Origin of the sequence: Streptomyces sp. CY-1 (genome assembly GCF_047218265.1) — a bacterium.
GTDB classification, from domain to species: domain Bacteria; phylum Actinomycetota; class Actinomycetes; order Streptomycetales; family Streptomycetaceae; genus Streptomyces; species Streptomyces niphimycinicus.
The window spans coordinates 2,514,007-2,539,974 of sequence record NZ_CP178393.1; the positions used below are offsets into that span (position 1 = coordinate 2,514,007).

A 25,968-nucleotide genomic window follows, 5' to 3' on the forward strand; every position below is an offset into this window, starting at 1 on the left:
TGCAGGAGGGCTTTTCGCTGCGTGCTCGTGTCATCGGCGTAACCCCCTCAGCCGTGCGCCGGGGAATGCGGGTACGACTGGACGCGGACGCCTCTAATCCACTGGATCTGGCCTTCCGTCCCCACTTCGGTCCTCAAGCCGGCCGGTAAGCGCCCGCACGCCGCGCTCCCAGTATGGCAGACCGGCACTCTCCCCGCCTTGAATGACTGCGCAAGTGGACCAAAGAGTAGGCAAGCGGTATCTAGAAATGTCAATAGAGCCGGGAGTAGGTTGAGCCAATAGCTCATCGGAGGCTCATCGAGCCGACAGCGGAAAGGCCATCGGTACAGCCATGGACGACCTCGACACCGCACTCCTCCGCCTTCTGCTGGAAGAGCCGCGCGCCGGCATGCGCGAGTACGCGCGGATCCTCGGAGTGGCACGGGGCACTGTGCAGGCCCGTCTCACACGCCTGCAGCGCGAGGGCGTGATCGCTGATCTGGCTCCGCATCTGAGCCCCGCGCGGATGGGCTATCCCGTGCTCGCCTTCGTCCACCTCCACCTGGCACAGGGCCATCTGGACGAGGTCACAGGACGGCTGATCCTGATACCCGAGGTGATCGAGGCGCACACCATAGCGGGCGAGGGGGATCTCCTGTGCCGGGTCGTGGCGCGCGAGAACCACCATCTGGAAGACGTGATCCAGCAGTTGATCAAGATGCCGGGCGTCGTTCGCACCAAGACGGAAGTCGCCCTCAGCGAGCGCGTCCGCCATCGCCTGCTGCCCCTCGTCACACAGAACGGCACTCCTCGTCCCCTCACCCGGAATCCGGCGCCTGACCTGCGGTGAGGCGCCGCCCGTCAGCAGTACCGACCAGGCCCGTTGTGTCCGGGCCGGTCGCCCTATGCCATCGCCATGGGCGCCAATGCATGGGGGTGGACAGCTCAGGCGGAACCCGCTACTGACCTTGCTGGCGTGATGTCGTGGGGATCGACAAGCTGAGGTTGTCGCAGTAGGCCGGTCACATGAGGTATCCGCAAGGGGGCGGGCTGACCACAGAGCGACGGGCGTTTCGCGAGCACATCCGGATGCAGGCGGCCGAGTTATTCGCCTTGGGAGACGACAACGCCGCGATGGCCAGGGAGTTACGTGTCAGCGTGCGGTCGGTACAGCGGTGGCACCAGGCATGGGAGCACGGCGGAACACCGGTCCTGGAATCGAAGGGGCAGGCGTCCAGGCCCAAGCTGAGTGAGGCACTGTTCGCCGTGCTCGAGCAGGAGCTGGCCAGGGGGCCGGTAGCGCACGGCTGGCCGGACCAGACGTGGACGCCGGCGCGGATCAGGACGCTGATCGGGCGCCGGTTCCACAAGAGCATGACGCTGTCGGCCATCGCGCAGATGCTGCACCGGCATGGCTTCAGCCACCAGGTCCCCGCCCGCCGCGCGACCGAGCGCGACGAGGAAGCCGTCACCGGGTGGGTGAAGGAGATATGGCTCCAGGTGGAAACGCCGTGGCGGCGCTCGGGGCCTGGCTGTGCTTCGAAGACGAGGCCGGCTTCTCGATGACGCCGCCCACCGCCCGCACCTGGGCCAGGCGCGGACACACACCCGTCATCCGGGTGCGGGGACGCTCCCGGCGCCGCTTCTCCATCGCCGCCCTGGCCTGCTACAAGCAGGGCGAACGCTCACACCTGATCTACCGGCCCAAACGGCACGTCGACCACAAGCACGGCGGCAGACGCAGTTTCACCAGGACTGACTATCGCGACCTGCTCATCGCCGCCCACCAGCAACTCGGCGCACCGATCGTGCTGGTGTGGGACAACCTGAACGTGCACAGAGACCACCGACTGCGGGAGTTCATCGACACCCACGACTGGATCACCTGCTACTTCCTCCCAGCCTATGCACCCGACCTCAACCCCGTCGAAGGCATCTGGTCACTGCTGCGACGCAGCAGCCAGGCCAACACCGCCTTCACCGACCCCGACCACCTCATGAGCGCGCTTCGGCACGGTCTCCGCCAGATCCAGTACCGCAGCAACCTCGTCGACGGATGTCTCGCCGAAACCGGCCTCACCTTGACGACATCACGGCAACAACGTCAGTAGAACGGGGAGCAGGTGCGCAGTCACGTCCCGGAGTTCAGATGAGCTGGCGTTCGGCCAGGCTGCGTCCGGTCTGCTCGATCGCGTCAGGGATCGAGCGCAACGGGTGTCCGAGGAGGGTCTCGGCGGTGGTGCGGTCGAAGCGCTGTTTCTGGCCGATCAGCCATCGGTTGTCGCGCAGTTGGGGTTCGAACACACTGGCGAGCCAGGTGAACCAGGTCGGCATCGCCCGTGCGGGCATCTTCCGGCTTGCTTCGGGAAGGCGTTCGCGGATCACTCTGGCGACCTTGATGAGCGACATCGGGTCGGTGGCGATGATCGTGCGGCGACCGGCGGCACTCGCGGAGGTCATCGCGGCGATGTGGGCGTCGGCGACGTCCCGCACATCGACCCACGGAAGCCGAAGGTCGGGGATCATCGGGAGTGCCCCCGACATGATCTGTTGGATCGCGGTGACAGAGGTCCCAGGATCGTTCGTCAGGAGTGGCCCGATCACCGCCCCCGGGTTGATGACTGCAAGCCGGTCCGGGACCCCACGTTGCTGCACGAGCTCTCGCGCGGCCCGCTCGGCCTTGACCTTCGAGACGGTGTACGCGTTGAGGCGCGGATCGTCTGGGTCGGTCCAGTCGGCGTCGGTGTAGATGTGCCCTTTGGGTGCGCGGCCGAACTGCATCGTCGCCAACGCCGAGGTCATGACCACTCGCTCCACGCCCCCATTCAGCGCCGCTCCGACCGCTCGAGCCGCCCCCTCGACGGCGGGACGGATCAGCTCGTCCGGGTCTTTCGGTTTCGCCAACACGAACGGGGAGGCCACATGCAGTGCGTATCGGCATCTGTCGACCGCTTCCGCCCACCCCTGATCGGACAACAGGTCGAGCTGGCAGATCTCGAGCTCTGCGGTGTCGACGCCCGCTGCCGCCATCGCCCCATGCACCTCGCCGATACGAGAGCGCGACCTCACCGAGCCACGTACCGCGTATCCGCGCCGCAGCAGCTCGGCTGCGATGTGACCACCGATGAACCCCGAGATGCCCGTGACCAGCACCATGTCCGTCATATCCACTCCCGCCCATCATCTTGACAGTGAGCAGTTTACGAAGCATCTGCTCACTGTCAAGATGATGGGATGGGCAAGGAACCACTCACCGGGGATCAGTACCATCACGGCAACCTGCGCGCCGCGCTGCTCGACAGCGCGCTCGTCGTGCTGACCGAGAAAGGTGTCGCCGGGTTCAGCATGCGCGAAGCCGCGCGACGGGCGGGGGTGTCGCAGTCTGCTCCCAAGCATCACTTCGGTGACGCGCGCGGGCTCCTCGGTGCACTCGCGACCCGTGCGTACCGGCAGCTCTGCGATCGGCTCGAATCACTCGAACTCGCTGGGCTCGATGCGCGAGAGCGCGTCACGTGCATCGCTGCGGAGTACGTCGCCTTCGCGGGTGAGAACCGTGCCCTGTTCGACCTGATGTGGCGGATGACGCAGTTCGACTTCACCGCACCCGAACTGGCCGAGCAGAAGCACCGCGCCCTCCGCGCCCTGGATCGAGCCCTGCGTGGAGAGGACGCCGAACCGGCGGCTTGCGACACCGACCCCGCACTGCTGCCGAGCTACGCGGTCTGGTCTCTCGTGCACGGGTACACGACCCTCGCCTTGGAGGGTGCAATCGACAGCAGCAACCCGGATCCGCTGAACAGCGACCTGCTTCCCACCATGCTCGCGCTTCTTGACGTGTCCGGCCCTCAGCGGACGAGCATTCCGTAGGGGATGAAGCACAGCCTTACACCCTCAAATGCGTTGAGCCCCTTTGCGCTGGACTGTCCAGCCCAGCGCAAAGGTGAACTCGGGCAGTTCCTGCTCGGCGACAAGTGAGCGGGGCGTGGATGACGACTGCGGACCTGACCAGGCCGGTGAATCGGAAGCCGTGCGGCAGTTGGTGCGTCCACCAGTTGGTGTCCTGGCCTTCCGCCGACCGCAGCCGGCGCAGTCGCGGATGTGCCAGCGTTCGTACCGCTCGGGCGTCACCGCGTTCAGTCCCCGTCAGTGAGCCGGACCCGGGTAGGGCGCTGGGCGACAAGGTTGATGCGCCGCCCAGCGCGGCCGCGGGCCGTGCAGCGCACCGAGGACTGCTCCACGGTGTGAGTCAGGAGGTGATGGACTGAGGTCCTTGAGGGCCGAGGTTGCGGCGGTAGCGCTCTAGGGAGCGGTGCCAGCGGGTTTCGAGACCTGTGAGAAGGCGGGCGTCGATACTCGCGGTGACGTGAGAGTAGATGTCGTCGATCTTGCCTTCCATGATGTGGCCGAGTCTGCGTGCCTGTGCGACTTGGGGGACGCCGTCTTCGATCAGCCAGGTTTTGTGGGAGTGTCGCAGTCCGTGAAAGGTCAGTTCCTTTCGGATGGGGGCCATGTCTCGTCGCGGTAGCGTCCGCCGGTCACATCTGGGTGAAGGGTGTCTTTATTGCCCTACGGTGGTTGACCTGGGTCTTTGCGATCGCCCGAGTATGGGCATGATCAGTGATCGTGGGTCTGCGACTGCTCTACCTGATCTTCTGCCGACTACTGGGCTGCCTCCTCTTGTTGAACCGATCGACCGTCGCGAACAACGCTGAGATCCTCGTGCTTCGCCATGAGGTCGCCGTGCTTCGCCGACAGGTCGAGCGGCCGCGGTTCTCGTGGGCTGATCGTGCCGTACTCTCCGCTCTCGCGCGGCACCTGTCGTCCGCCTTGCGCCGCCATCGGCTGGTCACCCCGGGCACGCTGCTGACCTGGCACCGGGTCTGGTGCGCTGGAGGTGGCGCCAGGCGGCGGTCGGATCCGGTCGGCCACCGTTGCCGGAAGAGATGGTCGCGCTCATTCAGCGTTTGGCGAGAGAGAACCCCACTTGGGGGTACGTCAGGATTCAAGGTGAGCTGCGGCGGCTCGGTCATCGGGTCGCCGCCGCCACGATCCGGCGCGTCCTGCGCCGCTCCGGTCTACCGCCCGCGCCGCAGCGAGCCTCCCAGCAGACCTGGCGCTTGTTCCTCCGCACCCAGGGCCACACGCTGCTCGCCTGCGACTTCATGCACGTAGAGACTGTCTTCCTCAAACGTCTCCACGTCTTCTTCGTCGTGGAGATCGCCACCCGGCGCGTCCATGTCCTGGGCGTCACCGCCCGCCCGACCGGCGCATGGGTCACCCAACTCGCCCGCAACCTGCTCTCATGGACCTCGACGACAGAGCTGGGTGCTTCCGGTTCCTCATCCGGGACCGGGACAGCAAGTTCACCGCCCCTTTCGACGCCGTCTTCGTCGGCAACGGCACAGCCGTCATCCCGAGTCCGCCGCAAAGCCCCCGGTCCAACGCCTACGCGGAACGATGGATACGCACAGCCCGCGCAGAGTGCACCGACCGACTCCTCATCACCGGTGAACAACACCTGCATACGGTCCTCGACCAGTACACCGAGCACTACAACGCCGGACGAGCCCACCGCGGCCTGGACCTACGAGCACCCGACGACGACCCGAACGTCATCCCCCTGCCCGCCGCCACGGTCAGGCGCCGCCAGGTACTCGGTGGACTGCTCAACGAGTACTACCCGAGGCCACCCCGGCCGCCTCACCATCCACAGGAAACACCCAGCTCAGCAGCCTGATCGAAATATTGACACCCTTCAGTAGGACTCCGTTAGGTCTTCCGGTTCGGCCTGTTCCTGGGCATGTTGGGTGGATGGACGCACATGAAGTGAACCGTGTCCGGGCGAAGTTGGCGTTATACGTGGCTGACGTGTTCGCGTCGGTGCCGCGCAAGGACCAGCGGGCCAAAGGCGACTGCTACCTGCGGGGACTGATGTTGGACGGCCGCCGCAAGTCGATCCAGGCCATGGCCTCGCGGCTGCCGGACGGCAACGAACAGAACCTTCAGCAGTTCGTGAACCAGTCCACCTGGGACCCGGTGCCGGTGCAGCGGCGGATCTGCGAACGCATGCTGCCACTGGTCAACCCGACCGCCTGGGTGATCGACGACGTGTCGCTGCCCAAGGACGGAAGAATGTCGGTCGCCGTGACTCCGCAGTACTGCGGAGCTCTGGGCAAACGCGCCAACTGCCAGGTCGCGGTCAGCGTCCACGCCGCCAGTGACACGGCCTCCTGTCCACTGCAGTGGCGGCTGTTCCTGCCCAAGGAGTGGGCGGCGGACACTGACCGCAGGACCCTCACCCGCATCCCGCCCAAGGCCGGCCACCGCGAGAAGTGGCGGCTGGCTCTGGACATGCTCGACACGCTGGCCGGCTGGGGCATGAGGCCGCCGGTCGTGGTGGCCGACGCCGCCTACGGCACCAACGCTCACCTTCGGGCCGGCCTGGCACAGCGGGGAATCGACTACATGCTGGCCGTCCGCGCGGACGTGACCGCCCACCCATTCGACGCCCAGCCGACAGCCCCGGACCGCAAGGGCCCCGTCGGCTGCCGGCCCCAGCCCCGCTACCGCCACCCCGCACCCTGAAGTGGCAGCCCTTGCCACCGGCCTCGGGCAGAAGGCGTTCACCTCCCTCACCTGGCGGCAGGGCTCACGCGGCGAGTTACGTTCCCGCTTCGCCGCCGTGCGCGTCCACCCGGCCGGCAACGCCGTCGAACGTCCCATCCGGGCCGCCGCCTCTGCCGAACAGGGCTGGTGGGACGGCATCCTGCCCGACTGCTGGCCGCTGGTCGAATGGCCCGAAGAGGCCGAGGCTCCCACCGACTACTGGCTGTCCAACCTGCCGGCCGACACCCCGATCGCCGACCTGGTCCGTCTGGCCAAGGTCCGCTGGCGCATCGAGCACGACTACCGCGAACTCAAGCACGGCCTGGGCCTGGACCACTTCGAAGGCCGGTCCTGGCCCGGCTGGCACCACCACGTCACCTCGTGACCGCGGCCCACGCGTTTCTCACCGAACAACGTCTGGCCCCAAAAGCACCTGGACCGCACTCACCCTCCACCAGATCCTCGACGACCTCCAAGACATCCTGAGGTGCTGGACCGGCACCTGCACCACCTGCCACCAGCCCCTCCCCACCAGGACCACAACACCTAGATCAAGACAGACCTAACGGAGTCCTATCAGGCGTCGAACGCGGCCGTGAACTTGCTGTCCCGGTCCCGGATGAGGAACCGGAAGCACCCAGCTCTGTCGTCGAGGTCCATGAGAGCAGGTTGCGGGCGAGTTGGGTGACCCATGCGCCGGTCGGGCGGGCGGTGACGCCCAGGACGTGGACGCGCCGGGTGGCGATCTCCACGACGAAGAAGACGTGGAGACGTTTGAGGAAGACAGTCTCTACGTGCATGAAGTCGCAGGCGAGCAGCGTGTGGCCCTGGGTGCGGAGGAACAAGCGCCAGGTCTGCTGGGAGGCTCGCTGCGGCGCGGGCGGTAGACCGGAGCGGCGCAGGACGCGCCGGATCGTGGCGGCGGCGACCCGATGACCGAGCCGCCGCAGCTCACCTTGAATCCTGACGTACCCCCAAGTGGGGTTCTCTCTCGCCAAACGCTGAATGAGCGCGACCATCTCTTCCGGCAACGGTGGCCGACCGGATCCGACCGCCGCCTGGCGCCACCTCCAGCGCACCAGACCCGGTGCCAGGTCAGCAGCGTGCCCGGGGTGACCAGCCGATGGCGGCGCAAGGCGGACGACAGGTGCCGCGCGAGAGCGGAGAGTACGGCACGATCAGCCCACGAGAACCGCGGCCGCGCTATCTGCCGACGAAGTACAGCGACCTCATGACGAAGCACGGAGCCCAGTAGTCGACAGAAGATCAGGTAGAGCAGTCGCAGACCCACAATCACTGATCATGCCCGTACTCGGGCGATCACAAAGACCCAGGTCAACCACCGTACGGCAATAAAGACACCCTTCAGACACTCAGCGGTGAGCGCGGGTGACGGGTGATGTAGGCCAATCCCGCTTGGCACACTATTCCTTACGTCGAGACCGCCAGCCAACCCTCTCGCTACTGCGTCGTACAGCCCGATACCGCGCTCACGGCCTGGAAGTGCCCCATCTGCCGACTGACACCAAGGGGCTTTACATCTCCTTGACATGGCAGGCACCTCTGACCCCCAGCCCAGCGACCACTCTCCGCGACGATCCGTACCGCACCGTAGTGCTCGGCTCGAGGTCGTACACCGCCGTACAGGGCAGGAGAACGCCGCTACCAGCAACCGGCTCCCGAGCGCACCAATCCTGCTACGCAACGCTCCACGTCGACGGCACGACCGTTCACCAGCTCGGCGCCGCCATCGCCCGCACCCCTTCACCCCGAACACCGAGCCTGCGGAACTCGGGCCCCAGGACCCCGACCGCCCCCACTTCGATATCACCAGCCCCGAAACAGCCCCGTCCAGACCCCTCGGCGATACCCGCACGACCATCGACCTCAAAACGACACCATTTCAGTGCCTCATACTGCTATCATTTCGGGTGTCACTGCGCCCGGCAGGAGGAACTTGATGTCGCGCACCATGATCGATCTCGACGATGAGATGGTAGAGCACGCCATGCGCCTGTACGGCGTCAAAACGAAGGCCAAGGCCGTGCGCATGGCCATGGAGGAGGCCGTCAAGCGTCGACTGCGGCAGGAGGGCATCGACGCGATCAAGTCCGGTGACCTGGACCTGACCTACGACAGCCGGACAGAGCCCGACAGCAGGAACGTGGCGTGAGTGAGCGCTTCCTGATCGACAACTCCGCCCTCCAGCGATGGCGCAGGCCGAAGGTGGCGGAGGTCCTCGACCCGTTCCACGAGGATGGCGTACTGGCTGTGTGCGGACCGGTCGAGATGGAAGTGATGTACTCCGCGCGCAACGAGAACGACGCGAAGCGCCTGCACTGGTTCCTGGCCGGCTTCGACTACCTGCCGATGACCGACGAGGTGTGGGACCGTGCCAAAGACGTCCAGCGACAAGCCATCGCCAAGGGCAACCACCGCGCGCTGTCCATGCCGGACCTGCTGATCGCCGCAGCGGCCGAACGGCATGTGGTGACGGTGCTGCACTACGACCAGGACTACGACATGATTGCCGCGATAACAGGCCAGCCCATGAAGTGGGTCGTGGAGGCGGGCACAGCGGACCACTGACTTGTCGGGTGGCGCGGAAGCTCCTGTCGATCCCGGCTGTGCTTCTGCGCCGACAGACCGCCAAGGACACGGAGTTACGACCAGCACCGCGGCCCACTCAAGGCCCCCACTCCCCCACTTCTGTTGACGAAGAAGACGTGGAGACGTCTGAGGAAGACAGTCTCCGCGTGCATGAAGTCACAGGCGAGCAGCGTGTGGGCCTGGGCGCGGAGGAAAGGACGCCAGGTCCGCCACCGGAGCGGCGGTGGTGTCGATGGCCAATTCATCGAGGGTGAAGCCGCCGGGGACAGCGAGTCTGGCCCCACCGCCCACGCGGCGGGCCCAGAACCCCAAGTTCTCCATGAGCCTTACAGGCACCATCAGACTCTCTCGCGCCCGAGCTTCGCGTAGATCTCGGGACGCTTCGTGCGCAGGTAGAGGGCGTAGAGCACTGCTCTTGCCGAAAACCTCATCCTGTCCCGCTCGGAAACACGATTCTGGACGTGACCTGCAAGCTTTTCCGCCAGAACCCGCACAGCATCCAGACAGCACCGAACCGCCCGCCCCGGCCACTGTTGCCGACCTCCAAGCCCATCGAATCCAGGGACAACCTGTCCTCGACGGTCTGATAAACGAATACCGTCACGCTGCCTGACCGCACCGCATCGCCGCAGCTCACAGAGCTGAATCGTATTTTCGAGCGCGGCGCTGGGAAAGACGCTGGAGACGGCCGACACGATTCTGCTGGGCCGGGCGACCTTCACCGAGTGGGCCGGGTACTGGCCGACGGTGACCGACGGCGAGGACGCCGGCTTCGCCAAGTGGATCAATGATTCGCCCAAGTACGTCGTCTCCTCCACGCTGGACAGCGTGGAGGACTGGGCGAACAGCACGCTGATCAACGGCGATCTGCCGGCCGCGATCGAGGAGCTCAAGTCGGGCGAGGGGAAGGACATCACCGTCGCGGGCAGCCCCACGCTGGTGCGTTCGCTTCTGGAACAGGACCTGTTGGACGAACTGGTACTGCTGATCCACCCGGTGGTGGCCGGCGAGGGCCGCAAGAAGCTGTTCGCCGACGACGCCACCCTGAAGAAGCTGGAGCTGGTCAGCGCTCAGCCGACCAGCAGCGGAGTGATCATCGCGACCTACCGTCCGACGCGCTGAGCACTGCTCGACGAGGGCCGGGTACAGAGACGGGCAGGAGGTCGAGCCGCTTGTCCATGTCGTGGCGGAACGTTGCGGGTGCCGAAGGGACCTGAAGGGTGTCAATACTCCGGTTAGGCTGCTGAGCTGGGTGTTTCCTGTGGACGGTGAGGCAGTCGGGGTGGCAGGGTGTGGTACTCGTTGAGCAGTCCGCCAAGTATCTGGCGGCGCCTGACCTCGGCAGCGGGCAGGGGGATGACGTTCGGGTCGTCGTCGGGTGCTCGTAGGCCAAGGCTGCGGTGGGCCCGTCCCGCGTTGTAGTGCTCGGCGTACGTGGTAAGGACCGTACGCAGGTGTCGTTCACCGGTGATCAGGAGTCGGTCGGTGCACTCAGCGCGGGCTGTGCGTGTCCATCGTTCGGTCTCCGCGTGCGTGGAATCGCAGGCGAGCAGCGTGTGAGCCTGGGAGCGCAGGAAGGAACGCCAGGTCTGCTGGGAGCCACGCTGCGGTGCGGGCGGTGGACCGCAGCGGCGCAGAACGCGCCGGATCGTGGCAGCGGCAACCCTATGACCGAGCCGGCGCGGCTCGCCCTGGATCCTGACGTACCCCCAGGTCGGGTTCTCACGCGCCAGGCGCTGGATGAGCGCCGCAATCTCCTCCGACAGCGGTGGCCGGCCGGGTCCGACCATTGGACACCCTTCAGGGGTCTGGCAGACTGCCCGCCGGTTCCGCTCCTGTCAGGGACGCCGGAGTGGGTGTGAGGAGCTCCGAAGGGCTTCCGACAGGATGTGCAGGCGGACCGCCACCGAGACGCGGAAGAACGACTCCGGGTCCCGCCATGTGTCGCCGAGCAGTTGGGTGATCCTGTCGAGCCGCTGCAGCACGGTGTTGCTGTGCACGCCCATCAGTCGCGCGGTGCGGGCGGGGCTGGCGTTGCAGTCCACGAAGCGGTGGAGGGTGGCGAGCAGATCGGTCCCCCGTTCGGCGTCCCAACGCCGGACGGGGCCGATGGTGCGATCGATGAACTGCCGCACGCTGGTGGGGTCGTGGGCGAACAGCGTCGTGTACGGCAGGTAGGCGTCGGCCGCGACCGCGGCCGCCTCGATGCCGAGGGCGGTCAGCACCCGGCCGCAATCCCGGGCCGTCGTGAAACGCGCGCTCAGTTCGTCGAGGCTCTCCGCAGGGGGCGCGGCCACGGTCAGCACCGCGCCGACCCCCGTCGCGACACACAGGCGGTCGCGGACGGCGGTCGCCGCGCGCTGCGGATCGCTCTCCGGCACGACGAGTGTGACGACGCCGTCCACTTCGCCCGCCAGGCCGGACGGCGCGGCCACGGTCTGGGTGGCCCGCAGCGCGGCGCGGCGCTGTTCGGGTGCCACCACGGTGATGACGACGGTCCGCAGGTCCTCCGGGCGTAGTCTGCGGGCGCGCAGCCGGGCGGGCAGGCTCGCGCGCCGCCGGGCGTCGGGACTGACGAGGTCACCGAGAAGCTCACCGCGCACATGGTCCTCGGCGTGGAGGACCGCGTCCTGTTTCAGAGTGAGGAGCGCGGTGATCTGTGCGGCGCGCTCGATGGTCCGCTGCTCCACCGCGCCGAGTTCGACCGTGCCGTCGCCGATGAGCAGGCCGCCGAGCATCATCTCTCCGGCGAGCACGGCGACCGCGGTGTGAAACTCGCCGGTCGGCGGGTCCAGCGGAGTGCAGCGCCCGGAGCGCAGGCTGTCGGTGATGGCCGCCCGGACGGCGGGCGGGTCGATCACCGAGGCGGTGCTCCGGTCGTCCGATGCGGCGAGCACGGCGTAGGTCTCGTCGAGGATGACCACGGGCCGCTCCAGTGCCGCTTCCAGAGTCCGCGCGACGTCCGCGGCACCGCCTCCGCTCAGAACCGCGGCGGTCAGCTCCTCGTGCACCCGGCTGGCGCGTTCCATCGCCTCGACGTGGTCGGCCAGCGCGTCATAGGCGCGCTGCGTCTCGGCGGCCGCGTCCCGGGCCTGGGTGAGCAGACGGGCCGATTGCAGTACGACGGCGACGTTGTCGGCGAAGGCCGACAACAGTGAGACCTCTTCCGGGGAGAAGGCGTGCTCGGTGCGATCGGCGGCGAACAGCACTCCCAGGACCCTGCCGCCGGCGATCAGCGGGACGCCGGCGATGGAGACGAGGCCCTCGGCGCGGACGGCGTTGTCGATGCTGTCGTCATGGGGCACGTCGCGCAGCTGTTCGTAGCGTGAGGTCCACTGCGGGGCGCGGGACTCGACGATCTTGCTGGCCAGACCGATATGGGGCGGCACCCTCAGCTTCTGGAAGGACGGGGCGACCGCTCCCGCGGTGGAGCGGACCCTCAGCTCATGGGTGGTCTCGTCGAACTCGGACAGATAGGTGACATCGGTCCCGGCCAGGTCATGGGCGCGCCGTACCAGCCGGGTGATCAGCAGATCCACATCGTGCAGTTCGGCGAGTTCCCGTGCGCTGGAGAACAGGGCGGCCAGTTCCTGTCCGCGGCGGTGCGACCGGGCCATCGCGCCCTGGAGCTCGCGAACCCGGCGGCCCACCTGGGTGGCCGTGGCGGTGTCGAGATGCTCGGTGAGCAGCAGGTCGGTCACGGCGTCGGGCTCGTCCGGGGGTCCTTTCGCGGCGAGATCGAGCAGGGTCAGGACAGCGGTCACCGGGATGTCGGCCCGTGGTGCCGCCCGCTCGGTGTCCCGGGGCGCTCCCATGTCCACCACCCTGTCCGCCCTGTGTGAATCACCCATTAAAAACTTTGCACCGTGTACTGATGGTACATGGGCGCTGTTACATCGCGTATCTAAAGTCTGAGGTGTGACAGCGGCGTCATCCATTGAAGATCTGCTGGTCACAGTGGTGCAACGCAGGGCCCGATGCCCACCTCGACCGTAGCGCGACGCTCCGGCGTGACGACGGACTCCTCACCGCAGGACATGATCGTGATCGATGAACAGCTAATCCAGCCCACCCACCGCCGCCGATGCGGCGGGGCCGCGTCCCGGCAGCGGTCCGCCATGTGCTCCATGGGCGTGGAGCCCCGGGCGGTTCCCGCTCTGCGGGCCTTCACCCGCGACGTGGCGACACGGTGGGGGGCGCCCGAGGAGACCGTCGACGCACTGCGCGTGATCGCCACGGAACTGGTCACCAACAGCGTGCTGCACAGCGGAAGCCCCGAGGTGAGCCTGCTGCTGACGGTCGACGACTCCGCGGCCTCCGTCGAAGTCAGGGACGCCGGCACCTGGCGGGAACGGTGCCCTGGCACGGGGACGCCCGACCAGATGGTGGACGGGCGGGGGCTGGGCCTGGTCCACGCCTACGCCACAACGTGTCGGGTCCAGCGGGACTCGCAGGGCACGGCCGTCCGTGCCGAGCTGCTGATTCCGCTTCCCGCTCAGCGAGGACAGCCGCGGGAGCTGCCCGGCCGCCGGTCGCCGACCGGGTGTTGAAACGGACGGCTTGCGGCGCCCGGCGGCGTCCTGGCCGTCATGCCCCGGGAGCCACGTCGCCGCTCGCCCGCCGCGGAGCCTGTCTCCCCTTGAGCTCGTCACCGAAAGCAGGAGGATCCATGGCAGTCAACAGCAGGCTTTCCGGCGTGAAGGACCTGTCGGTCAGTGAGCGCCGCGCCCGTATCGCGCGCGGTGCCGCGGTCGAGCCGGAGATCCTGGAGGTTCTCGATCCCGAGCGCGGCCTCACCCTCGAGCAGGCCGACCACATGGTCGAGAACGCCATAGGTGTCCTCGGCGTCCCGCTGGGTGTGGCCACCAATTTCACCGTCAACGGCCGCGACTATCTGATCCCCATGGCAACCGAGGAGCCGTCGGTGATCGCCGCGGCCAGTAACGCCGCCCGTATCGCCCGCGTCACCGGCGGATTCACCACCTCGACCACGGAACCGCTCATGCGGGCGCAGCTCCAGGTCCTCGATGTCGGCGATCCGCACACCGCCCGGCTACGGCTGCTCGAAGCGCGCGAGGAGCTCATCGCGCTGGCCGACGCACAGGACCCTCAGCTCCTCCGGTTCGGCGGCGGCGTCCGGGACGTGGATGTACATCTGGTCGACGCTCCCGGGGGCACCTATGTGGTGCTGCACCTGATCGTGGACGTGCGCGACGCGATGGGCGCCAACGCCGTCAACACCATGGCCGAGGCGATCGCCGGGCGGGTCGGGGAGATCGCCCGGGGACGCACGCTGCTGCGGATCCTCAGCAACAAGGCCGACCTGCGGCTGTGCCGGGCGCGTGCCGTGTTCGACGCCGAGGCGCTCGGAGGGCCTGAGGTGGTCGACGACATCGTGCACGCCGCGGCCCTGGCCGAGGCGGACCCGTACCGCGCCGCCACCCACAACAAGGGGATCATGAACGGCGTCATCGCGGTCGTGCTGGCCACCGGCAATGACACCCGCGCCGTCGAAGCCGGCGCCCACTCGCATGCGACCGGCCGGTACCGTGGTTACACGTCCCTGTCGCACTTCGAGAAGGACTCCGACGGCAACCTGGTCGGCGCGCTGGAGCTGCCGATGGCGGTCGGCCTGGTCGGCGGGGCCACCAAGGTGCACCCGGTCGCACAGGCCGCCGTGGCCCTGCTCGGCGTCACGACGGCCCGCGAGCTGGGCGAAGTCATCACCGCCGTCGGCCTGGCGCAGAATCTCGCCGCGGTCCGGGCCCTGGCGACCGAGGGCATCCAGCGCGGCCACATGTCGCTGCACGCCCGCAACGTCGCCGTCACCGCCGGCGCCACCCCCGAGGAACTGCCGCTCGTGGTCGCCCGGCTGATCACCGACCGGGCCGTGCGCGCCGACCATGCCGAAAAAGTCCTCGCCGAGCTGCGCGGCGAGGGCTGATGCCTCGCCTCACCGCCCGCACGTATCCGAGCCAAGGGAGACGCTGAGACATGGCACTACAGGTTGGTATCGACGTCGGTGGCACATTCACCGACGCGGTCGCGGTCCTCGACGGCCGCGCGGTCCGCGGGAAGGCGTTCTCGACGAAGGATGTCACCACCGGCATCCTGGGCGCGCTGGCCGTGCTCCAGGAGCGCGCCGGCATGTCCGAGGAGGAGTTCTACCCGGCCGTCGACCGGTTCGTGCTCGGCAACACGATCGTCACCAACGCGGTCGACGAGCAGAAGTACGCCACGGTGGCGCTCCTCACGACGCAGGGGTTCCGCGACACGATGCGGATCGCCCGGTCGGCGCGGACCGACGAGCGCGACCCGCACAAGATGCTGCCACCGCCCGGCATCGTCGAGCGCGGCCGCGTCATCGAGGTCGCCGAACGCGTCGATGCCCACGGCGAGGTCCTTGTGCCGCTGCGGCAGGAGGCCATCGCCGCCGCGGTGGACTCCGCGCTCGCCACGGGCGCGGATGCCATCGCCGTATGCCTGCTGTGGTCGTTCCGCAACCCCGCCCATGAGCAGGCCATCGGCCGGTATCTGCGGGAGAACCACCCGGACGTCCCGTTCACCCTCTCCAGCGGCCTGACACCGGTCTACCGTGAGTACGAGCGCATGGTCACCACGGCGCTCGACGCCGCGGTCAAACCGCTCGTCGCCTCCCACTTCGACCACCTCGCCGAGGAGCTGCGCGCCCGCGGCCTGCGTACTCGTGTGCAGATCATGCAGGTCCACGGCGGGTTCCTGTCGGTCGAGGAAACCAGCAAGGCGCCGATCTCCATGTTCAACTCCGGGCCGGTCGGCGGCGTCACCGGCGCCCGCCTGCTCGGGCAGCAGTTGGGCAGGCGCCGGGTGCTGACCGCCGACATGGGTGGCACCAGCCTGGATGCCGCCGCGATCATGGATGGTGAGTTCCGGCTGCTCCCGCGGGCCGAGATCGGCGGTCTGCCGACGAGCTTGACCGTTGTCGACATCGAGACGATCGGCGCCGGCGGCGGCAGCGCCGCCTGGGTGGACGGCCGTGGGCTGCTCCGAGTCGGTCCGCACAGCACTGGCTCCACTCCCGGTCCCGCCTGCTACGGCAGGGGCGGAACCCGCCCGGCGGTCACCGACGCCGCGCTTGTGCTCGGCCTGATCAACCCCGGCTACTACCTCGGCGGGACAGTCGAGCTGTACGAGGACCTGGCCCGCGAAGCGCTGCGCGCACATGTCGCGGAGCCCCTCGGAGTGGCCGAGGACGCCGCGGCCGAGGGGGTGTACCGCCTCGCCACCTCCCAGATGGCGAACGCGCTGCGTAAGATCACCGTCAACCGCGGCCACGACCCGCGGGAGTTCACCCTCGTCGGTTTCGGCGGCGCCTGCGGCCTGTTCGCCGCGAGCATCGCCGCCGAGATCGGTGTGAGCGAACTCGTCATCCCCCGAAACGCCGCGGTGTTCTCGGCCTACGGGCTCATGCACGCCGATTCCGTCTTCTCCGCCGTGCGGACCAGCCCCTGGACGATGCGGCAGCCGGCCGCCGACCTGGACCGCGAGTTCCAGGCCCTGGAGCTGCGCGCGCGGGCGTGGTTCGACGGCGAGGGCATCCCCGAGGACCGGCGGGAGCTGTTCCGCGAGGCCGATATGAAGTTCGTCGGCCAGATCTTCGAGGTCACCACACGGCTGAAGGGCGGACACTTCACCGAGGCGGACAAGGACGAACTGCGCGCGCGGTTCATCGCCGACTACGAGACCGAGTTCGGGGCCGGGACGGCCTGGACCGAGACCGACATCCTACTGGTCAACTCCCGGGTACGCGCGGTCGGCCGCAGTGACGTCCAGCAGGTCCGGCAGATCGTGGAGACCGACGGGGAGCGCCATACCCTGCTGCGCCGCACCATCCTCGAACCGGTGACCGGGGCTCGGACCGAGGTGGATGTGCACCGCGGCTTCGCCGCGCTGGCGCGGGCGAAGGGGCCGTGCCTGCTGGAGGAGCCCGACACCACCGTCTATGTGCCCACCGGAGCCACGGTGGAGCTGACCGACGCCGGCCACTTCCTCATCCGGCTCCAGCCGTCCGTCTGAACGCCACGGCCCGATCCAGGAGACCCACATGACCGAATCCGCCACCGGCCGCCTTCCCGCCGGGTTCGACCCCGTCACGCTCGAGGTCATCCGTATGCGTCTGGACTCCATCGTCGAGGAGATGGGCATCGCGATGATCCGCTCGTCCGGCTCGCCGGTGATCACCGAGGCCGGCGACTTCAACACCGCGCTGTTCGACCCGACCGGCCGCATCTACGCCTACTCCGACTACGTCCAGTTCCACATCGGCTCCGGCAGCGTCGCCGTCCAGAATCTGGTCCGGGAGATCGCCGGTGAGCCACTCGCCCCCGGCGACGCCTTCATCTGCAACGATCCGCACACCGCCGGCGCGAGCCACCCGCCGGACACCAATGTGATCTCGCCGATCTTCCACGGTGACGAGCTGATCGGGTGGGCGCAGTCGCAGGCCCACCTCGTCGACGTCGGCGGTATGACACCGGGCGGCTTCGCCCCCGGGGCCTATGACTGCTACAGCGAGGCGCTCCGGCTCCCGCCGGGAGTGAAGATCTTCGACAAGGGCGAGCCCGTCGAATGGGTGCGACGCATCCTGCTCAACAACGTCCGGGTGCCCGCGCTGTTCTGGAACGATGTGCGCTCCCTGGTGGCCAGCAACAACACCGGGATCCAGCGGCTTCTCGCCACGATCGGGGAATTCGGGCTCGACGACTTCCGCGAGTACACACGGCTCAGCTTCGAGCTGGCGGAGCAGGTGGTCCGGGACCGTGTCGCGAAGATCCCCGACGGAACGTACACGGCCGAGGAGTGGACCGAGCACAACGGCCATGCCGACGAGCTGTACCGCGTCGCCTGCGCCATGACCAAGCGGGGCGAGCAGATCACGTTCGACTTCACCGGATCCAGCGAGCAGACCGACGGCTTCGTCAACTGTAGCTACGGAGCCCTCGTCGGAAGCGTCGCCACGGCGGTCGTGCCCATCCTCGCCTGGGACGTGCCGTTCAACGAGGGCGTCATGACCGCCTTCGAGGTCATCGCCGAGCCGGGCTCCATCGTCAACCCCACTCCCCCGGCCCCGATCAGCAACGGACACCTGACGACCGGCGCCCGCGTCAGCCGGCTGGTCACCAAGCTGATGAACGACGCCTGCCGGGGCAGCGCGGACGAGACCGTCCGTGGCCGCACCCAGGGTGTGTGGGCCGACTCGTGGACCGGCGGCATCTCGGCCGGCACCTCGGACGACGGCGAGTACTTCGTGCTCTTCAACATGGATGGCGGTGGAATGGGGGCGGGAGCCCAGCCGGACGCCGACGGTCTGGACTGCGCCGGGATGATGACGCAGGTCAACAACATGCTCCCGGACGTCGAGATGAACGAGATGCTCTATCCCGTCCTCTACTTGTGGAAGCGGCTCAACATCGCCAGCGCCGGGCACGGGGCCCACCGCGGCGGTCTGGGACTGGAGTTCGCCTGGGCCCTGCACGGTGCGCCCTCCGCCACGCAGACCGTGTTCGCCCCCAGCGCCCAGGTGGTCGCCGACGGATACGGTGGCGGGCTTCCCGGCGGGGGCAGCGGGCACGAGATCCTGCGCCGGTCCAATGTCGCCGGCCTGCTCGCCGCGGGCACGGTGCCCACCGACGACAGCCTCGACTGCGACACGCGGGACCTGCTGGCCATCAACCAGTCCTCGGTGCGGGTCTCGGCCGGCGATGTCTTCGTCCAGTGGATCGCCGGTGGCGGCGGGTACGGAGACCCGCTCCTGCGTGACCCGCGGCGCGTCGCCCAGGACGTCCGGGACGCGTACATCACCGACCACACGGCATCCGCCGTCTACGGGGTGGTGCTCGCCGACGGTGCCGTGGACGCCGCCGCGACCGCGCGCACACGCGAGGCGATGCGTGCCGCCCGGATCGGCGGAGAGCCGACCGCGCCGGTCGCCGCCGACGCCGCCGCCGGGGCATCCGCGCCCCGCCGTGCCGCGGACGGCTGGTACTGCCCGGCCAGCGGCGCCCTCGTCAGCACCAAGGACGACTGGCGGCAGGACGCCATCGTCACCACGCGGGTGGCCGCCGATCGGCTGGGCGAGTACGGCGTCCGGGTACGCCCCCGGGGCCACGGACAGCGGGTGCTCCTCGAGGAGTTCTACAGCCCGCGCTGCGGCACCCTGCTCGACGCGCGCATCCGGGTCGAAGCCGCCACGACCGGCTGATTCCACAGCGGTATTCGAAGAAGGAGGTGTGGTCGCGTGACGGAGTTCAACGCCGGGTTCGACCTCGGTGCCGTCCTGCCGGGCGGTCCCGCACGCGGGGCGCTGCGCGGGGTCGTGGTCCTCGACATCACTCGGGTGGTCGCCGGGCCGTTCTGCTCGATGATGCTCGCGGACCTCGGAGCGACGGTCATCAAGATCGAGAATCCGAAGGACCCGGACTATGCGCGCGAGTTCCCCCCGCTGCTGACGTCGCCCGGGGGCGAGGCGTTCAGCGCGTTCTTCGCCCAGTACAACCGGAACAAGCTCGGCATGACCCTGGACCTGTCCCGGCCCGAGGGCAAGGAACTGCTGCGCACGCTCGCCGGTCGCGCGGACGTCCTGGTCGAGAACTTCCGTGGCGGGACCATGGACAAACTGGGCGTCGGCTACGACGAGCTGCGGAAGGTCAATCCACGGCTGGTCTACACCGCGATCTCCGGCTACGGCCAGACCGGCCCGTACCGGCGCAAGCCCGCGTACGACAACAGCGCGCAGGCCACGGGCGGTCTGTGGTCGATGAACGGCTTCCCCGACCGCCCTCCGGTCCGGGTCGGCACCATCATCGGCGACCTGTCTGCCACGCTCTACGCCGTGATCGGCACGCTCGCCGCGCTGCGGCACGCCGAGCGCACCGGTGAAGGGCAGTTGGTGGACATCTCCCAGCAGGACTCGGTGCTCAGCCTGACCGAGAACGCGGTTGTGTCGCACACCGTCGAGGGCAAGGTGCCGACTCCGCTCGGCAATGAGCATCCGTTCGTCAAACCCTATGAGCTCTATCCGTGCAGGGACGGCTTCGTCTTCTTCGGTGGCTACACCGACAAGTTCTGGCGCTTGACGTGCGAGATGTTCGGCGAACCCGAACTGGCGGCCGACCCGGAGATCGACACGATGGCCAAGCGGTTCACCCCGGAGGTCTACGAGCGCCGGGTGCGGCCGCTGCTGCACAGGTGGTTCGCCGATCGCGCCAAGCTCGAACTGGAGGAACTCGCCGGCGACCTCGTGCCGCTGAGCGCCATCAAGGACATCGGAGAGGTCATCGCGGATCCCCAGATCCAGGCCCGGGACATGGTCGTCGACGTCGAGTACCCGGACTTCGGTCCACTGCGCATGGTCGGCACACCGGTCAAACTCGACGTCACCCCGGCCCGGCCCCGGGGACTGGCTCCCCGGGTCGGCGAACACACCGACCAGATGCTGCGCGCCTTCGCGGACCTCTCCGAGGAGAACATCCGCGCCCTGCGCGAGTCGGGGGTGGTCTGAGATGAGCGGCATCACCCTCGACCGTGACGGACCGGTAGCGCTGATCCGGTTCGACCGGCCGGAGAAACTGAACTCACTGACCCTGGCGATGTACGAGGAGCTGGGAGCGGCCTTCGAAGAGGTCCGCGACGACGAGTCGATCGGCGTCGCGGTCCTCACGGGCGCGGGGCACCGTGCCTTCTGCGTCGGCGCCGATCTCACCGAATCGATCCCCGCGCTCGCCGAGGGGCGGTTCGACATCTCCCGATGGGATGGTGCCCACCAGAAACACACCACCTTGTTCAAGCCGGTCATCGCGGCGGTCAACGGGCTCTGCCTCGGTGGCGGGTTCGAGATCATGCTCTCCACGGACCTGCGGATCGCCGCCGAAACGGCCGAGTTCGGGCTCCCCGAGAGCGGTGTCGGAGTCGTCCCGGCCGGCGGCACCCTGACGCGGCTGACCCGGCAGATCCCCTACGTCTGGGCCATGGAGCTGATGCTGCTCGGAGACCGGATCACCGCGGCCACCGCCCTGCGGTACGGCCTGCTCAACGCCGTGGTACCGGCCGACCGGTTGCTCGAGGCGGCGATGGACCGGGCGCACCGGCTCACCGCCCGCAGCGGCACCGCCCTGGAGACGATCAAGGAGTCGGTGCTGCGCCTCGGGGACCTCCCGCAGGACCAGGCATTCCACTGTGAGGCGCGGTACGGGCAGCGGGCGTTCACCTCCCCGGACGCCCATGAGGGACTGGCCGCGTTCGCCGAACGCCGTCCGCCCGACTTTCCCTCCCGCCGGAGTGTCGGCAAGCCCCCCGTATGACGGATCCACACAGGAACATCGCCCTCCGGTCCACCGTTGCCAGACGTCCGGCGCCGCGCCGTTCCGCGTGACCGCACCCTTCGCCCTTCCCACCGCCTGACGAGGACGCCATGACATCCGAGACCACCTCGTCCACCGAAGCACTGCCCCGCGTCGCCCCCCAGCAGGGCATGCCCGAACAGGTCCGCATCTACGAGGTCGGCCCCCGCGACGGCCTCCAGGCCGAAGCCGTACGCGTCCCCACCCCCGTCAAGGCCGAGTTCGTCCGGCGGCTCGTCGAGGCGGGTCTGACCACCATCGAGGTCACCAGCTTCGTCTCCCCCCGGTGGATACCCCAACTCGACGACGCACACGAGGTGCTCACCGCCGTGGGCCCCCTCGATGGCATCCGCCTCCCGGTGCTCGTTCCCAACGACCGGGGTCTGGAGAGGGCACTGGCCGCCGGTGCCCGGGAGATCGCCGTCTTCGCCAGCGCGACGGAGTCCTTCGCGGAGAACAACCTGGCCCGGGACATGAAGGGGGTGCTGGCGATGTTCGAACCCGTCGTGTCCCGCGCCCGCTCCTCGGGTCTGCCGGTGCGCGGCTATGTGTCGATGTGCTTCGGCGACCCCTGGGAGGGCGATGTGGAGCCCCGTGAGGTCGCCTCGGTCGCCCGCGGGCTCCTCGACATGGGCTGCACGTCCCTGTCGCTGGGAGACACGATCGGTACCGGCACCCCCGGCCACGTCCTGGAACTCCTCGACACCGTACGGGGGGCGGGCATCCCCCTGGACCGGACCGCCCTTCACTTCCACGACACCTACGGCCAGGCCCTCGCCAATGTGCATGCCGCGCTGACGGCGGGTGTCACCGAGTTCGACAGCTCGGCCGGCGGCATCGGAGGCTGCCCCTACGCCCGCAGCGCCACCGGCAACCTCGCCACCGAGGACCTGGTGTGGATGTTGCGCGGACTCGGCATCCACACCGGGGTCGACCTGAACGCGCTGGCGGCCACCAGCCGGTGGATGGCCCATCACCTCGGCCGCCCGAGTCCCTCCCGCGTCGTCACCGCCCTCGCCTGACACCCCGCCCGGCGCTCACGCCGACTTTCGGCCGGAGCCCAAGGAGAAGGCGCAGTCGAACAGGGTCTGTCGGCCTGTCCGTTCAGAAACCCGTCGCGGCTGGTCAGGCCGCGTGTCTGTACTCGTTGATCAGGCCTGCGCTTGCCGAGAATGTCATCCTCCCTGGTCGGAGGCCTGCACCGGACCCCACACTCGCCAGCCGCGGTCGCTCGAGTCGGCGCTCTCGCGTAGCCGGTGGTCCACGCGTCATGATGATCGATCGTGCTGCTACGACTGGCCTACCTCGGTGTGACGAATGCCTTCGCGGTGCTGCGTTTGCTGCCGATGAGTGGCCGGGACAAGGATGTAGAGATCCTGGCCCTGCGCCATCAGATCGCGGTCCTGGAACGCCAACTCGGCAAGGGCAAAGTCCGGTTCAGCTCAAGCGACCGGGCGTTCCTGGCGGCGTTGCTGCACCGGCTGCCGTCACCCGGCCCTGCGGCGGGTGCGGCTGCTCGTGCGTCCTGACACGGTGCTGCGCTGGCATCGCGACCTCGCCAGGCGCCGGCATGCCTGAAGGGTGTCAATATCCCAATCAGGCCGCTGAGCTGGGAGTTTCCAGTGGATGGAGAAGTCGTTGGGGTGGCGTGGCGTGGTACTCGTTGAGCAGGCCGCCGAGTAGCTGCCGTCGTCGGACAACGGCAGCGGGCAGGGGGAAGACGCTCGGGTGGTCGTCTGGGGGCTCGTAGGTCGAGGCTGCGGTGGGCCCGTCCGGTGTTGTAGTGCTCGGCGTACGTGGTGAGGACGGCACGGAGGTGTCGTTCGCCGGTGATGAGAATTCGGTCGGTGCATTCGGTGCGGACTGTGCGTATCCATCGTTCCGCGAACGCGTTTGACCGGGGACTTTGCGGCGGGGTCGGTATGACGGCTATGCCGTTGCCGGCGAAGACGGCGTCGAACGCGGCGGAGTTCGGCGGCGGTGCGCAGCCGGAACAGCTCGGCCGCGAACGCCTGGGCGGCCTGCCGTGCCGGACCTTCCCCCGCCGGGACCGGAACCTCCGGCGCGCGGTCGGCCGGCGAGGTGCGCGGCTCGTCTGCGGGCAACGGAGCACCGTCAGCGTCGGGTACGGCTCGCAGGCGCGCGTCCGGCCGGTGTTGGTCCGCTGGGTCTTCGTCGTCTGCGGCTGTGCCGGTGGCGTTCATGCCGTGCCCCTCTTACCGTCCAGGTCCCCGTCACGCGCGCCCCCGGGCGGGGCCGGATCGGCGAACGCGGGTCCGGTGCTCGGGGTGGCGTGTCCTTGGCAGGACCACCGTTGGACAGCGCACGGGGCGCGTACCAGAAGCGCACAGGAGCAAATACCGGAGCGAACCGCCTGCCCCGTCACACCGGAGCACTCCTGCCCCAGCCGTAACCGGGGTATGACCGAGATACGCGCCAAAGGGGCAACGGGATGATCTTGAAGCCCTGAGCGCCCGTCGGCCGTCACCCATTCGGCTCCCTCGCCGTATTTCAGAGGGATACCCGCGCTGTTCTGCCAGCGGCAGAGCACCAGCCGGACCGGGCTCGACGATCACTACAGTCCAGTCTCATGACGACGGTTACGACGCGTACGGTCGAGTACCCGGCCGACGGTTTGACGATGATCGGGCACCTCGCGCTCCCGGCCGGTGTCGACCGCCGGCCCGCGGTGCTGCTCGGACCAGAGGGCATGGGGCTCAGCGACGTCGAGCGCCGCCGGGCGGATGCTCTCGCCGAACTGGGATATATAGCGCTGGCCTTCGACCTTCACGGCGGGCGCTATTTGGGCGACCCCGAGGAGATGCTGGCCCGTTGCCTGCCGCTGCTCGCTGATCCCGACCGGATGCGAGGCATCGGCCATGCGGCGCTCGACGTGTTGCGCACCGAACCGCGGACCGACCCCGACCGGATCGCCGCCGTCGGCTACGGCACCGGGGGCGCCGTCGGGCTGGAACTCGGGCGCGGCGGCGTCAGCCTGCGTGCGATCGGGACAGTCAACGCACTGACCACGGGCCGACCGGGCGAGGCGGCGCGCATTCGCTGCCCGGTGTGGGCCGGGGTCGGGTCGGAAGACCCGATCATGCCGCCCGCGCAACGGAACGCGTTCACCGCTGAGATGCAGGCCGCGGGCGTCGACTGGCGCCTCGCGGTCTACGGCGGCGCGTTGCACGCCTTCCACCACCCGCCGGTCGGCCACCCTGTGGTCCCCGGCGTCGGCTACCACCCACGGCACGCGCAGCGAGCCTGGCGCGACGTCGTCGACCTGCTCGCCGAGTGCCTGCCCGTGACGGAGGATCTGGGGCATGACCCAGGTAAGCATGCTGGCGCCGGGCACTGACAGTCCCCTCCCCTCAAGTCCGTACAGCAGAACCGCATTCGGGCGGATGCGCGATCGCGGAAACGCGTTCGCAACTGCCGCAGTAAATGCCGGATTTACTGCGACGGGGCCCTGGCCGCGATCGTCGCGACTTGCGGCGGAGCGCTCCGGGCGCCAGGGCGAGGTGTACTCATTTACTGCGGCACAACCGCGCTGACCTTGCGCTAAGCCAAGTCAAGATCCACTCATTGCCCCTTTCGCGCGTATCCCGGAACCGGCGGCTGATCGTCAACCACCCGGGACTGCGTGCCGACTGTGCCGTCACGGTCGAGGGGTGAGGTCGTCGGAGCGCCCGGCCTCGATGCGGGACCACTGGGGGATGGGACGTCCGTTGCTCCGCAGGCCGACGTGGTCGGCGGGTGTCCCCTGGCCACGCAGCCAGTTGGGGGGCGAGTCCTCCCACGGTTCCTGGCGTCCGTACACGGTGAGGTCCATGAGTGCGTAGCTGTAGTCCGTCGTCTCCACCCCGCGCAGCGTCGTCCAGTAGGTCTCGTAGACGCGGTCGCCGCGCGCAGGTAGCAGACCAGGTGCATCATGCCGACGTGGCGTCCGACCAGGAGCTCGTCATGCGACGGAAGGGCCGAGTACCACGGCACCTCCCAGCCCATGAAGTCCCGGTAGCGGCGGCTTTCCTCGTACGGGCCTTGGCAGAAGACCGCGTAAGTGATGTCGCGGGAGTGCAGGTAGGACAGCTCCTGCACCTGGGTGGTGACCCAGGTGCAGCCCTCGCACTGCCCGGCCGCGTCGTGGCCGTCGTGCCACATGAAGTAGTAGGCGATGAGCTGCCGGCGCCCTTCGAACGCGTCGAGCAGGGCGACCGGCCCGTCGGGCCCGGTCAGTTCGAGGTCGGCGGCCACCTCGACCATGGGCAGCCGGCGCCGGGCTGCGGCGACCGCGGCAGCTATTTCGCCGACAGCTTCGATGCCGTCGTCGAACACGCATCGCTGACAACCACTCAGCCTCATCTGTACCCAGCTCTGCCACATGGCCGTCACTCGC

The 25,968-nt window shown here is 68.5% G+C and carries 21 protein-coding genes and 5 pseudogenes; 18 read left to right on the top strand and 8 right to left on the bottom strand.

All coding sequences use genetic code 11. From position 1 onward, the window contains the following. The first annotated feature begins 331 nt into the window (after positions 1 to 331). A complete protein-coding gene (locus ACK1X7_RS10615; RefSeq protein ID WP_361493827.1) occupies positions 332 to 829 on the top strand; it encodes an Lrp/AsnC family transcriptional regulator in 498 nt (165 codons plus the stop codon). A 176-nt stretch (positions 830 to 1,005) separates the two neighbouring features. Then, positions 1,006 to 2,090, top strand: a protein-coding gene (locus tag ACK1X7_RS48300) for an IS630 family transposase (protein WP_423247793.1) whose coding sequence is annotated in 2 segments (ribosomal slippage) — positions 1,006 to 1,531 and positions 1,531 to 2,090 — 1,086 coding nt in all. Because the reading frame shifts where the segments join, the coding sequence is not laid out codon by codon here. 34 nt (positions 2,091 to 2,124) lie between these two features. On the opposite strand, the gene ACK1X7_RS10630 is transcribed toward ACK1X7_RS48300, so the two are convergent. After that, positions 2,125 to 3,144: an NAD-dependent epimerase/dehydratase family protein gene (locus tag ACK1X7_RS10630; protein WP_413115005.1), complete on the bottom strand. Its 1,020-nt coding sequence runs from the start codon at positions 3,142 to 3,144 to the stop codon at positions 2,125 to 2,127. A 69-nt stretch (positions 3,145 to 3,213) separates the two neighbouring features. On the opposite strand from ACK1X7_RS10630, the gene ACK1X7_RS10635 reads away from it, so the two are divergent. Continuing rightward, positions 3,214 to 3,846 carry a TetR/AcrR family transcriptional regulator gene (locus ACK1X7_RS10635; RefSeq protein WP_385157629.1) on the top strand — a complete coding sequence of 211 codons (633 nt, stop codon included), beginning with the start codon at positions 3,214 to 3,216 and terminating at the stop codon, positions 3,844 to 3,846. Between the two features lie 379 nt (positions 3,847 to 4,225). Here the strand turns inward: ACK1X7_RS10635 and ACK1X7_RS10640 are convergent, their stop codons facing one another. Continuing rightward, positions 4,226 to 4,489 carry a tyrosine-type recombinase/integrase gene (locus tag ACK1X7_RS10640; RefSeq protein WP_398162380.1) on the bottom strand — a complete coding sequence of 88 codons (264 nt, stop codon included), beginning with the start codon at positions 4,487 to 4,489 and terminating at the stop codon, positions 4,226 to 4,228. A 433-nt stretch (positions 4,490 to 4,922) separates the two neighbouring features. On the opposite strand from ACK1X7_RS10640, the pseudogene ACK1X7_RS10645 reads away from it, so the two are divergent. Next, positions 4,923 to 5,000, top strand: a pseudogene (locus ACK1X7_RS10645) (helix-turn-helix domain-containing protein); the annotation flags it as partial. A 54-nt stretch (positions 5,001 to 5,054) separates the two neighbouring features. Here ACK1X7_RS10645 and ACK1X7_RS10650 read toward each other — a convergent pair. Further along, entirely contained in the window at positions 5,055 to 5,216 is a 162-nt protein-coding gene (locus ACK1X7_RS10650; RefSeq protein WP_413115006.1) for a hypothetical protein, read from the bottom strand. 65 nt (positions 5,217 to 5,281) lie between these two features. On the opposite strand from ACK1X7_RS10650, the gene ACK1X7_RS10655 reads away from it, so the two are divergent. Beyond that, on the top strand, positions 5,282 to 5,716 hold the full coding sequence (locus tag ACK1X7_RS10655) for an integrase core domain-containing protein (RefSeq protein WP_385158148.1): 435 nt from the start codon (positions 5,282 to 5,284) through the stop codon (positions 5,714 to 5,716). Between the two features lie 74 nt (positions 5,717 to 5,790). Next, positions 5,791 to 7,071, top strand: a pseudogene (locus ACK1X7_RS10660) (IS701 family transposase). 93 nt (positions 7,072 to 7,164) lie between these two features. Here ACK1X7_RS10660 and ACK1X7_RS10665 read toward each other — a convergent pair. Next, positions 7,165 to 7,876, bottom strand: a pseudogene (locus tag ACK1X7_RS10665) (IS3 family transposase); the annotation flags it as partial. 669 nt (positions 7,877 to 8,545) lie between these two features. Between ACK1X7_RS10665 and ACK1X7_RS10670 the strand changes: the two are divergent. The 3 genes from ACK1X7_RS10670 to ACK1X7_RS10680 all read left to right on the top strand — a co-directional run bounded on the left by ACK1X7_RS10670 (position 8,546) and on the right by ACK1X7_RS10680 (position 10,317). Then, positions 8,546 to 8,758: a type II toxin-antitoxin system VapB family antitoxin gene (locus ACK1X7_RS10670; RefSeq protein ID WP_014059306.1), complete on the top strand. Its 213-nt coding sequence runs from the start codon at positions 8,546 to 8,548 to the stop codon at positions 8,756 to 8,758. After that, on the top strand, positions 8,755 to 9,174 hold the full coding sequence (locus tag ACK1X7_RS10675; RefSeq protein ID WP_385158150.1) for a PIN domain nuclease: 420 nt from the start codon (positions 8,755 to 8,757) through the stop codon (positions 9,172 to 9,174). Before ACK1X7_RS10670 ends, ACK1X7_RS10675 begins: the two co-directional genes overlap by 4 nt. Before the next feature lie 699 nt (positions 9,175 to 9,873). Further along, complete coding sequence (locus ACK1X7_RS10680) at positions 9,874 to 10,317, top strand: dihydrofolate reductase family protein (RefSeq protein WP_413116865.1); 444 nt, start codon at positions 9,874 to 9,876, stop codon at positions 10,315 to 10,317. 113 nt (positions 10,318 to 10,430) lie between these two features. Here the strand turns inward: ACK1X7_RS10680 and ACK1X7_RS10685 are convergent, their stop codons facing one another. Beyond that, on the bottom strand, positions 10,431 to 10,985 hold the full coding sequence (locus ACK1X7_RS10685; RefSeq protein ID WP_413115007.1) for an integrase core domain-containing protein: 555 nt from the start codon (positions 10,983 to 10,985) through the stop codon (positions 10,431 to 10,433). A 48-nt stretch (positions 10,986 to 11,033) separates the two neighbouring features. Then, complete coding sequence (locus ACK1X7_RS10690; RefSeq protein WP_413115008.1) at positions 11,034 to 13,010, bottom strand: helix-turn-helix domain-containing protein; 1,977 nt, start codon at positions 13,008 to 13,010, stop codon at positions 11,034 to 11,036. Between the two features lie 162 nt (positions 13,011 to 13,172). Here ACK1X7_RS10690 and ACK1X7_RS10695 point away from each other — a divergent pair, with 162 nt between their 5' ends. The 8 genes from ACK1X7_RS10695 to ACK1X7_RS10730 all read left to right on the top strand — a co-directional run bounded on the left by ACK1X7_RS10695 (position 13,173) and on the right by ACK1X7_RS10730 (position 23,101). Beyond that, positions 13,173 to 13,745 carry an ATP-binding protein gene (locus ACK1X7_RS10695; RefSeq protein ID WP_413115009.1) on the top strand — a complete coding sequence of 191 codons (573 nt, stop codon included), beginning with the start codon at positions 13,173 to 13,175 and terminating at the stop codon, positions 13,743 to 13,745. A 119-nt stretch (positions 13,746 to 13,864) separates the two neighbouring features. After that, positions 13,865 to 15,139 carry a hydroxymethylglutaryl-CoA reductase, degradative gene (locus ACK1X7_RS10700; RefSeq protein WP_398162386.1) on the top strand — a complete coding sequence of 425 codons (1,275 nt, stop codon included), beginning with the start codon at positions 13,865 to 13,867 and terminating at the stop codon, positions 15,137 to 15,139. 50 nt (positions 15,140 to 15,189) lie between these two features. Further along, complete coding sequence (locus ACK1X7_RS10705; RefSeq protein ID WP_413115010.1) at positions 15,190 to 17,250, top strand: hydantoinase/oxoprolinase family protein; 2,061 nt, start codon at positions 15,190 to 15,192, stop codon at positions 17,248 to 17,250. A gap of 28 nt (positions 17,251 to 17,278) precedes the next feature. Continuing rightward, the gene (locus ACK1X7_RS10710; protein ID WP_413115011.1) at positions 17,279 to 19,435 is read left to right on the top strand and encodes a hydantoinase B/oxoprolinase family protein; all 2,157 of its coding nucleotides are present in this window, start codon (positions 17,279 to 17,281) and stop codon (positions 19,433 to 19,435) included. Positions 19,436 to 19,471: 36 nt separating this feature from the next. Further along, positions 19,472 to 20,734 (top strand): CaiB/BaiF CoA transferase family protein, encoded by a 1,263-nt coding sequence (locus ACK1X7_RS10715; protein ID WP_390796057.1) that lies wholly within the window; start codon positions 19,472 to 19,474, stop codon positions 20,732 to 20,734. Between the two features lies 1 nt (position 20,735). Further along, positions 20,736 to 21,533, top strand: a complete 798-nt coding sequence (locus ACK1X7_RS10720; RefSeq protein WP_125756508.1) for an enoyl-CoA hydratase/isomerase family protein — start codon at positions 20,736 to 20,738, stop codon at positions 21,531 to 21,533. Positions 21,534 to 21,643: 110 nt separating this feature from the next. Beyond that, positions 21,644 to 22,594: a hydroxymethylglutaryl-CoA lyase gene (locus ACK1X7_RS10725; protein WP_385153640.1), complete on the top strand. Its 951-nt coding sequence runs from the start codon at positions 21,644 to 21,646 to the stop codon at positions 22,592 to 22,594. A gap of 261 nt (positions 22,595 to 22,855) precedes the next feature. Next, a complete protein-coding gene (locus tag ACK1X7_RS10730; protein WP_413115012.1) occupies positions 22,856 to 23,101 on the top strand; it encodes a hypothetical protein in 246 nt (81 codons plus the stop codon). 269 nt (positions 23,102 to 23,370) lie between these two features. Here ACK1X7_RS10730 and ACK1X7_RS10735 read toward each other — a convergent pair. Beyond that, a pseudogene (locus ACK1X7_RS10735) lies at positions 23,371 to 23,685 on the bottom strand (hypothetical protein); the annotation flags it as partial. 477 nt (positions 23,686 to 24,162) lie between these two features. Between ACK1X7_RS10735 and ACK1X7_RS10740 the strand changes: the two are divergent. After that, positions 24,163 to 24,930 (top strand): dienelactone hydrolase family protein, encoded by a 768-nt coding sequence (locus tag ACK1X7_RS10740; protein WP_390796059.1) that lies wholly within the window; start codon positions 24,163 to 24,165, stop codon positions 24,928 to 24,930. Between the two features lie 300 nt (positions 24,931 to 25,230). Here ACK1X7_RS10740 and ACK1X7_RS10745 read toward each other — a convergent pair. After that, positions 25,231 to 25,865 (bottom strand): annotated as a pseudogene (locus ACK1X7_RS10745) (DUF899 family protein); the annotation flags it as partial. Between the last annotated feature and the right edge of the window lie 103 nt (positions 25,866 to 25,968).

What these genes read in the sequence shown, in the direction of transcription:
- ACK1X7_RS10615 (WP_361493827.1), top strand. Translation starts at nt 332, where the DNA reads ATGGACGACCTCGACACCGCACTCCTCCGCCTTCTGCTGGAAGAGCCG.
- ACK1X7_RS10630 (WP_413115005.1), bottom strand. Translation starts at nt 3,144, where the DNA reads ATGACGGACATGGTGCTGGTCACGGGCATCTCGGGGTTCATCGGTGGT.
- ACK1X7_RS10635 (WP_385157629.1), top strand. Translation starts at nt 3,214, where the DNA reads ATGGGCAAGGAACCACTCACCGGGGATCAGTACCATCACGGCAACCTG.
- ACK1X7_RS10640 (WP_398162380.1), bottom strand. Translation starts at nt 4,489, where the DNA reads ATGGCCCCCATCCGAAAGGAACTGACCTTTCACGGACTGCGACACTCC.
- ACK1X7_RS10650 (WP_413115006.1), bottom strand. Translation starts at nt 5,216, where the DNA reads ATGGACGCGCCGGGTGGCGATCTCCACGACGAAGAAGACGTGGAGACG.
- ACK1X7_RS10655 (WP_385158148.1), top strand. Translation starts at nt 5,282, where the DNA reads ATGGACCTCGACGACAGAGCTGGGTGCTTCCGGTTCCTCATCCGGGAC.
- ACK1X7_RS10670 (WP_014059306.1), top strand. Translation starts at nt 8,546, where the DNA reads ATGTCGCGCACCATGATCGATCTCGACGATGAGATGGTAGAGCACGCC.
- ACK1X7_RS10685 (WP_413115007.1), bottom strand. Translation starts at nt 10,985, where the DNA reads ATGGTCGGACCCGGCCGGCCACCGCTGTCGGAGGAGATTGCGGCGCTC.
- ACK1X7_RS10690 (WP_413115008.1), bottom strand. Translation starts at nt 13,010, where the DNA reads ATGGGAGCGCCCCGGGACACCGAGCGGGCGGCACCACGGGCCGACATC.
- ACK1X7_RS10695 (WP_413115009.1), top strand. Translation starts at nt 13,173, where the DNA reads ATGCCCACCTCGACCGTAGCGCGACGCTCCGGCGTGACGACGGACTCC.
- ACK1X7_RS10700 (WP_398162386.1), top strand. Translation starts at nt 13,865, where the DNA reads ATGGCAGTCAACAGCAGGCTTTCCGGCGTGAAGGACCTGTCGGTCAGT.
- ACK1X7_RS10705 (WP_413115010.1), top strand. Translation starts at nt 15,190, where the DNA reads ATGGCACTACAGGTTGGTATCGACGTCGGTGGCACATTCACCGACGCG.
- ACK1X7_RS10710 (WP_413115011.1), top strand. Translation starts at nt 17,279, where the DNA reads ATGACCGAATCCGCCACCGGCCGCCTTCCCGCCGGGTTCGACCCCGTC.
- ACK1X7_RS10720 (WP_125756508.1), top strand. Translation starts at nt 20,736, where the DNA reads ATGAGCGGCATCACCCTCGACCGTGACGGACCGGTAGCGCTGATCCGG.
- ACK1X7_RS10725 (WP_385153640.1), top strand. Translation starts at nt 21,644, where the DNA reads ATGACATCCGAGACCACCTCGTCCACCGAAGCACTGCCCCGCGTCGCC.
- ACK1X7_RS10740 (WP_390796059.1), top strand. Translation starts at nt 24,163, where the DNA reads ATGACGACGGTTACGACGCGTACGGTCGAGTACCCGGCCGACGGTTTG.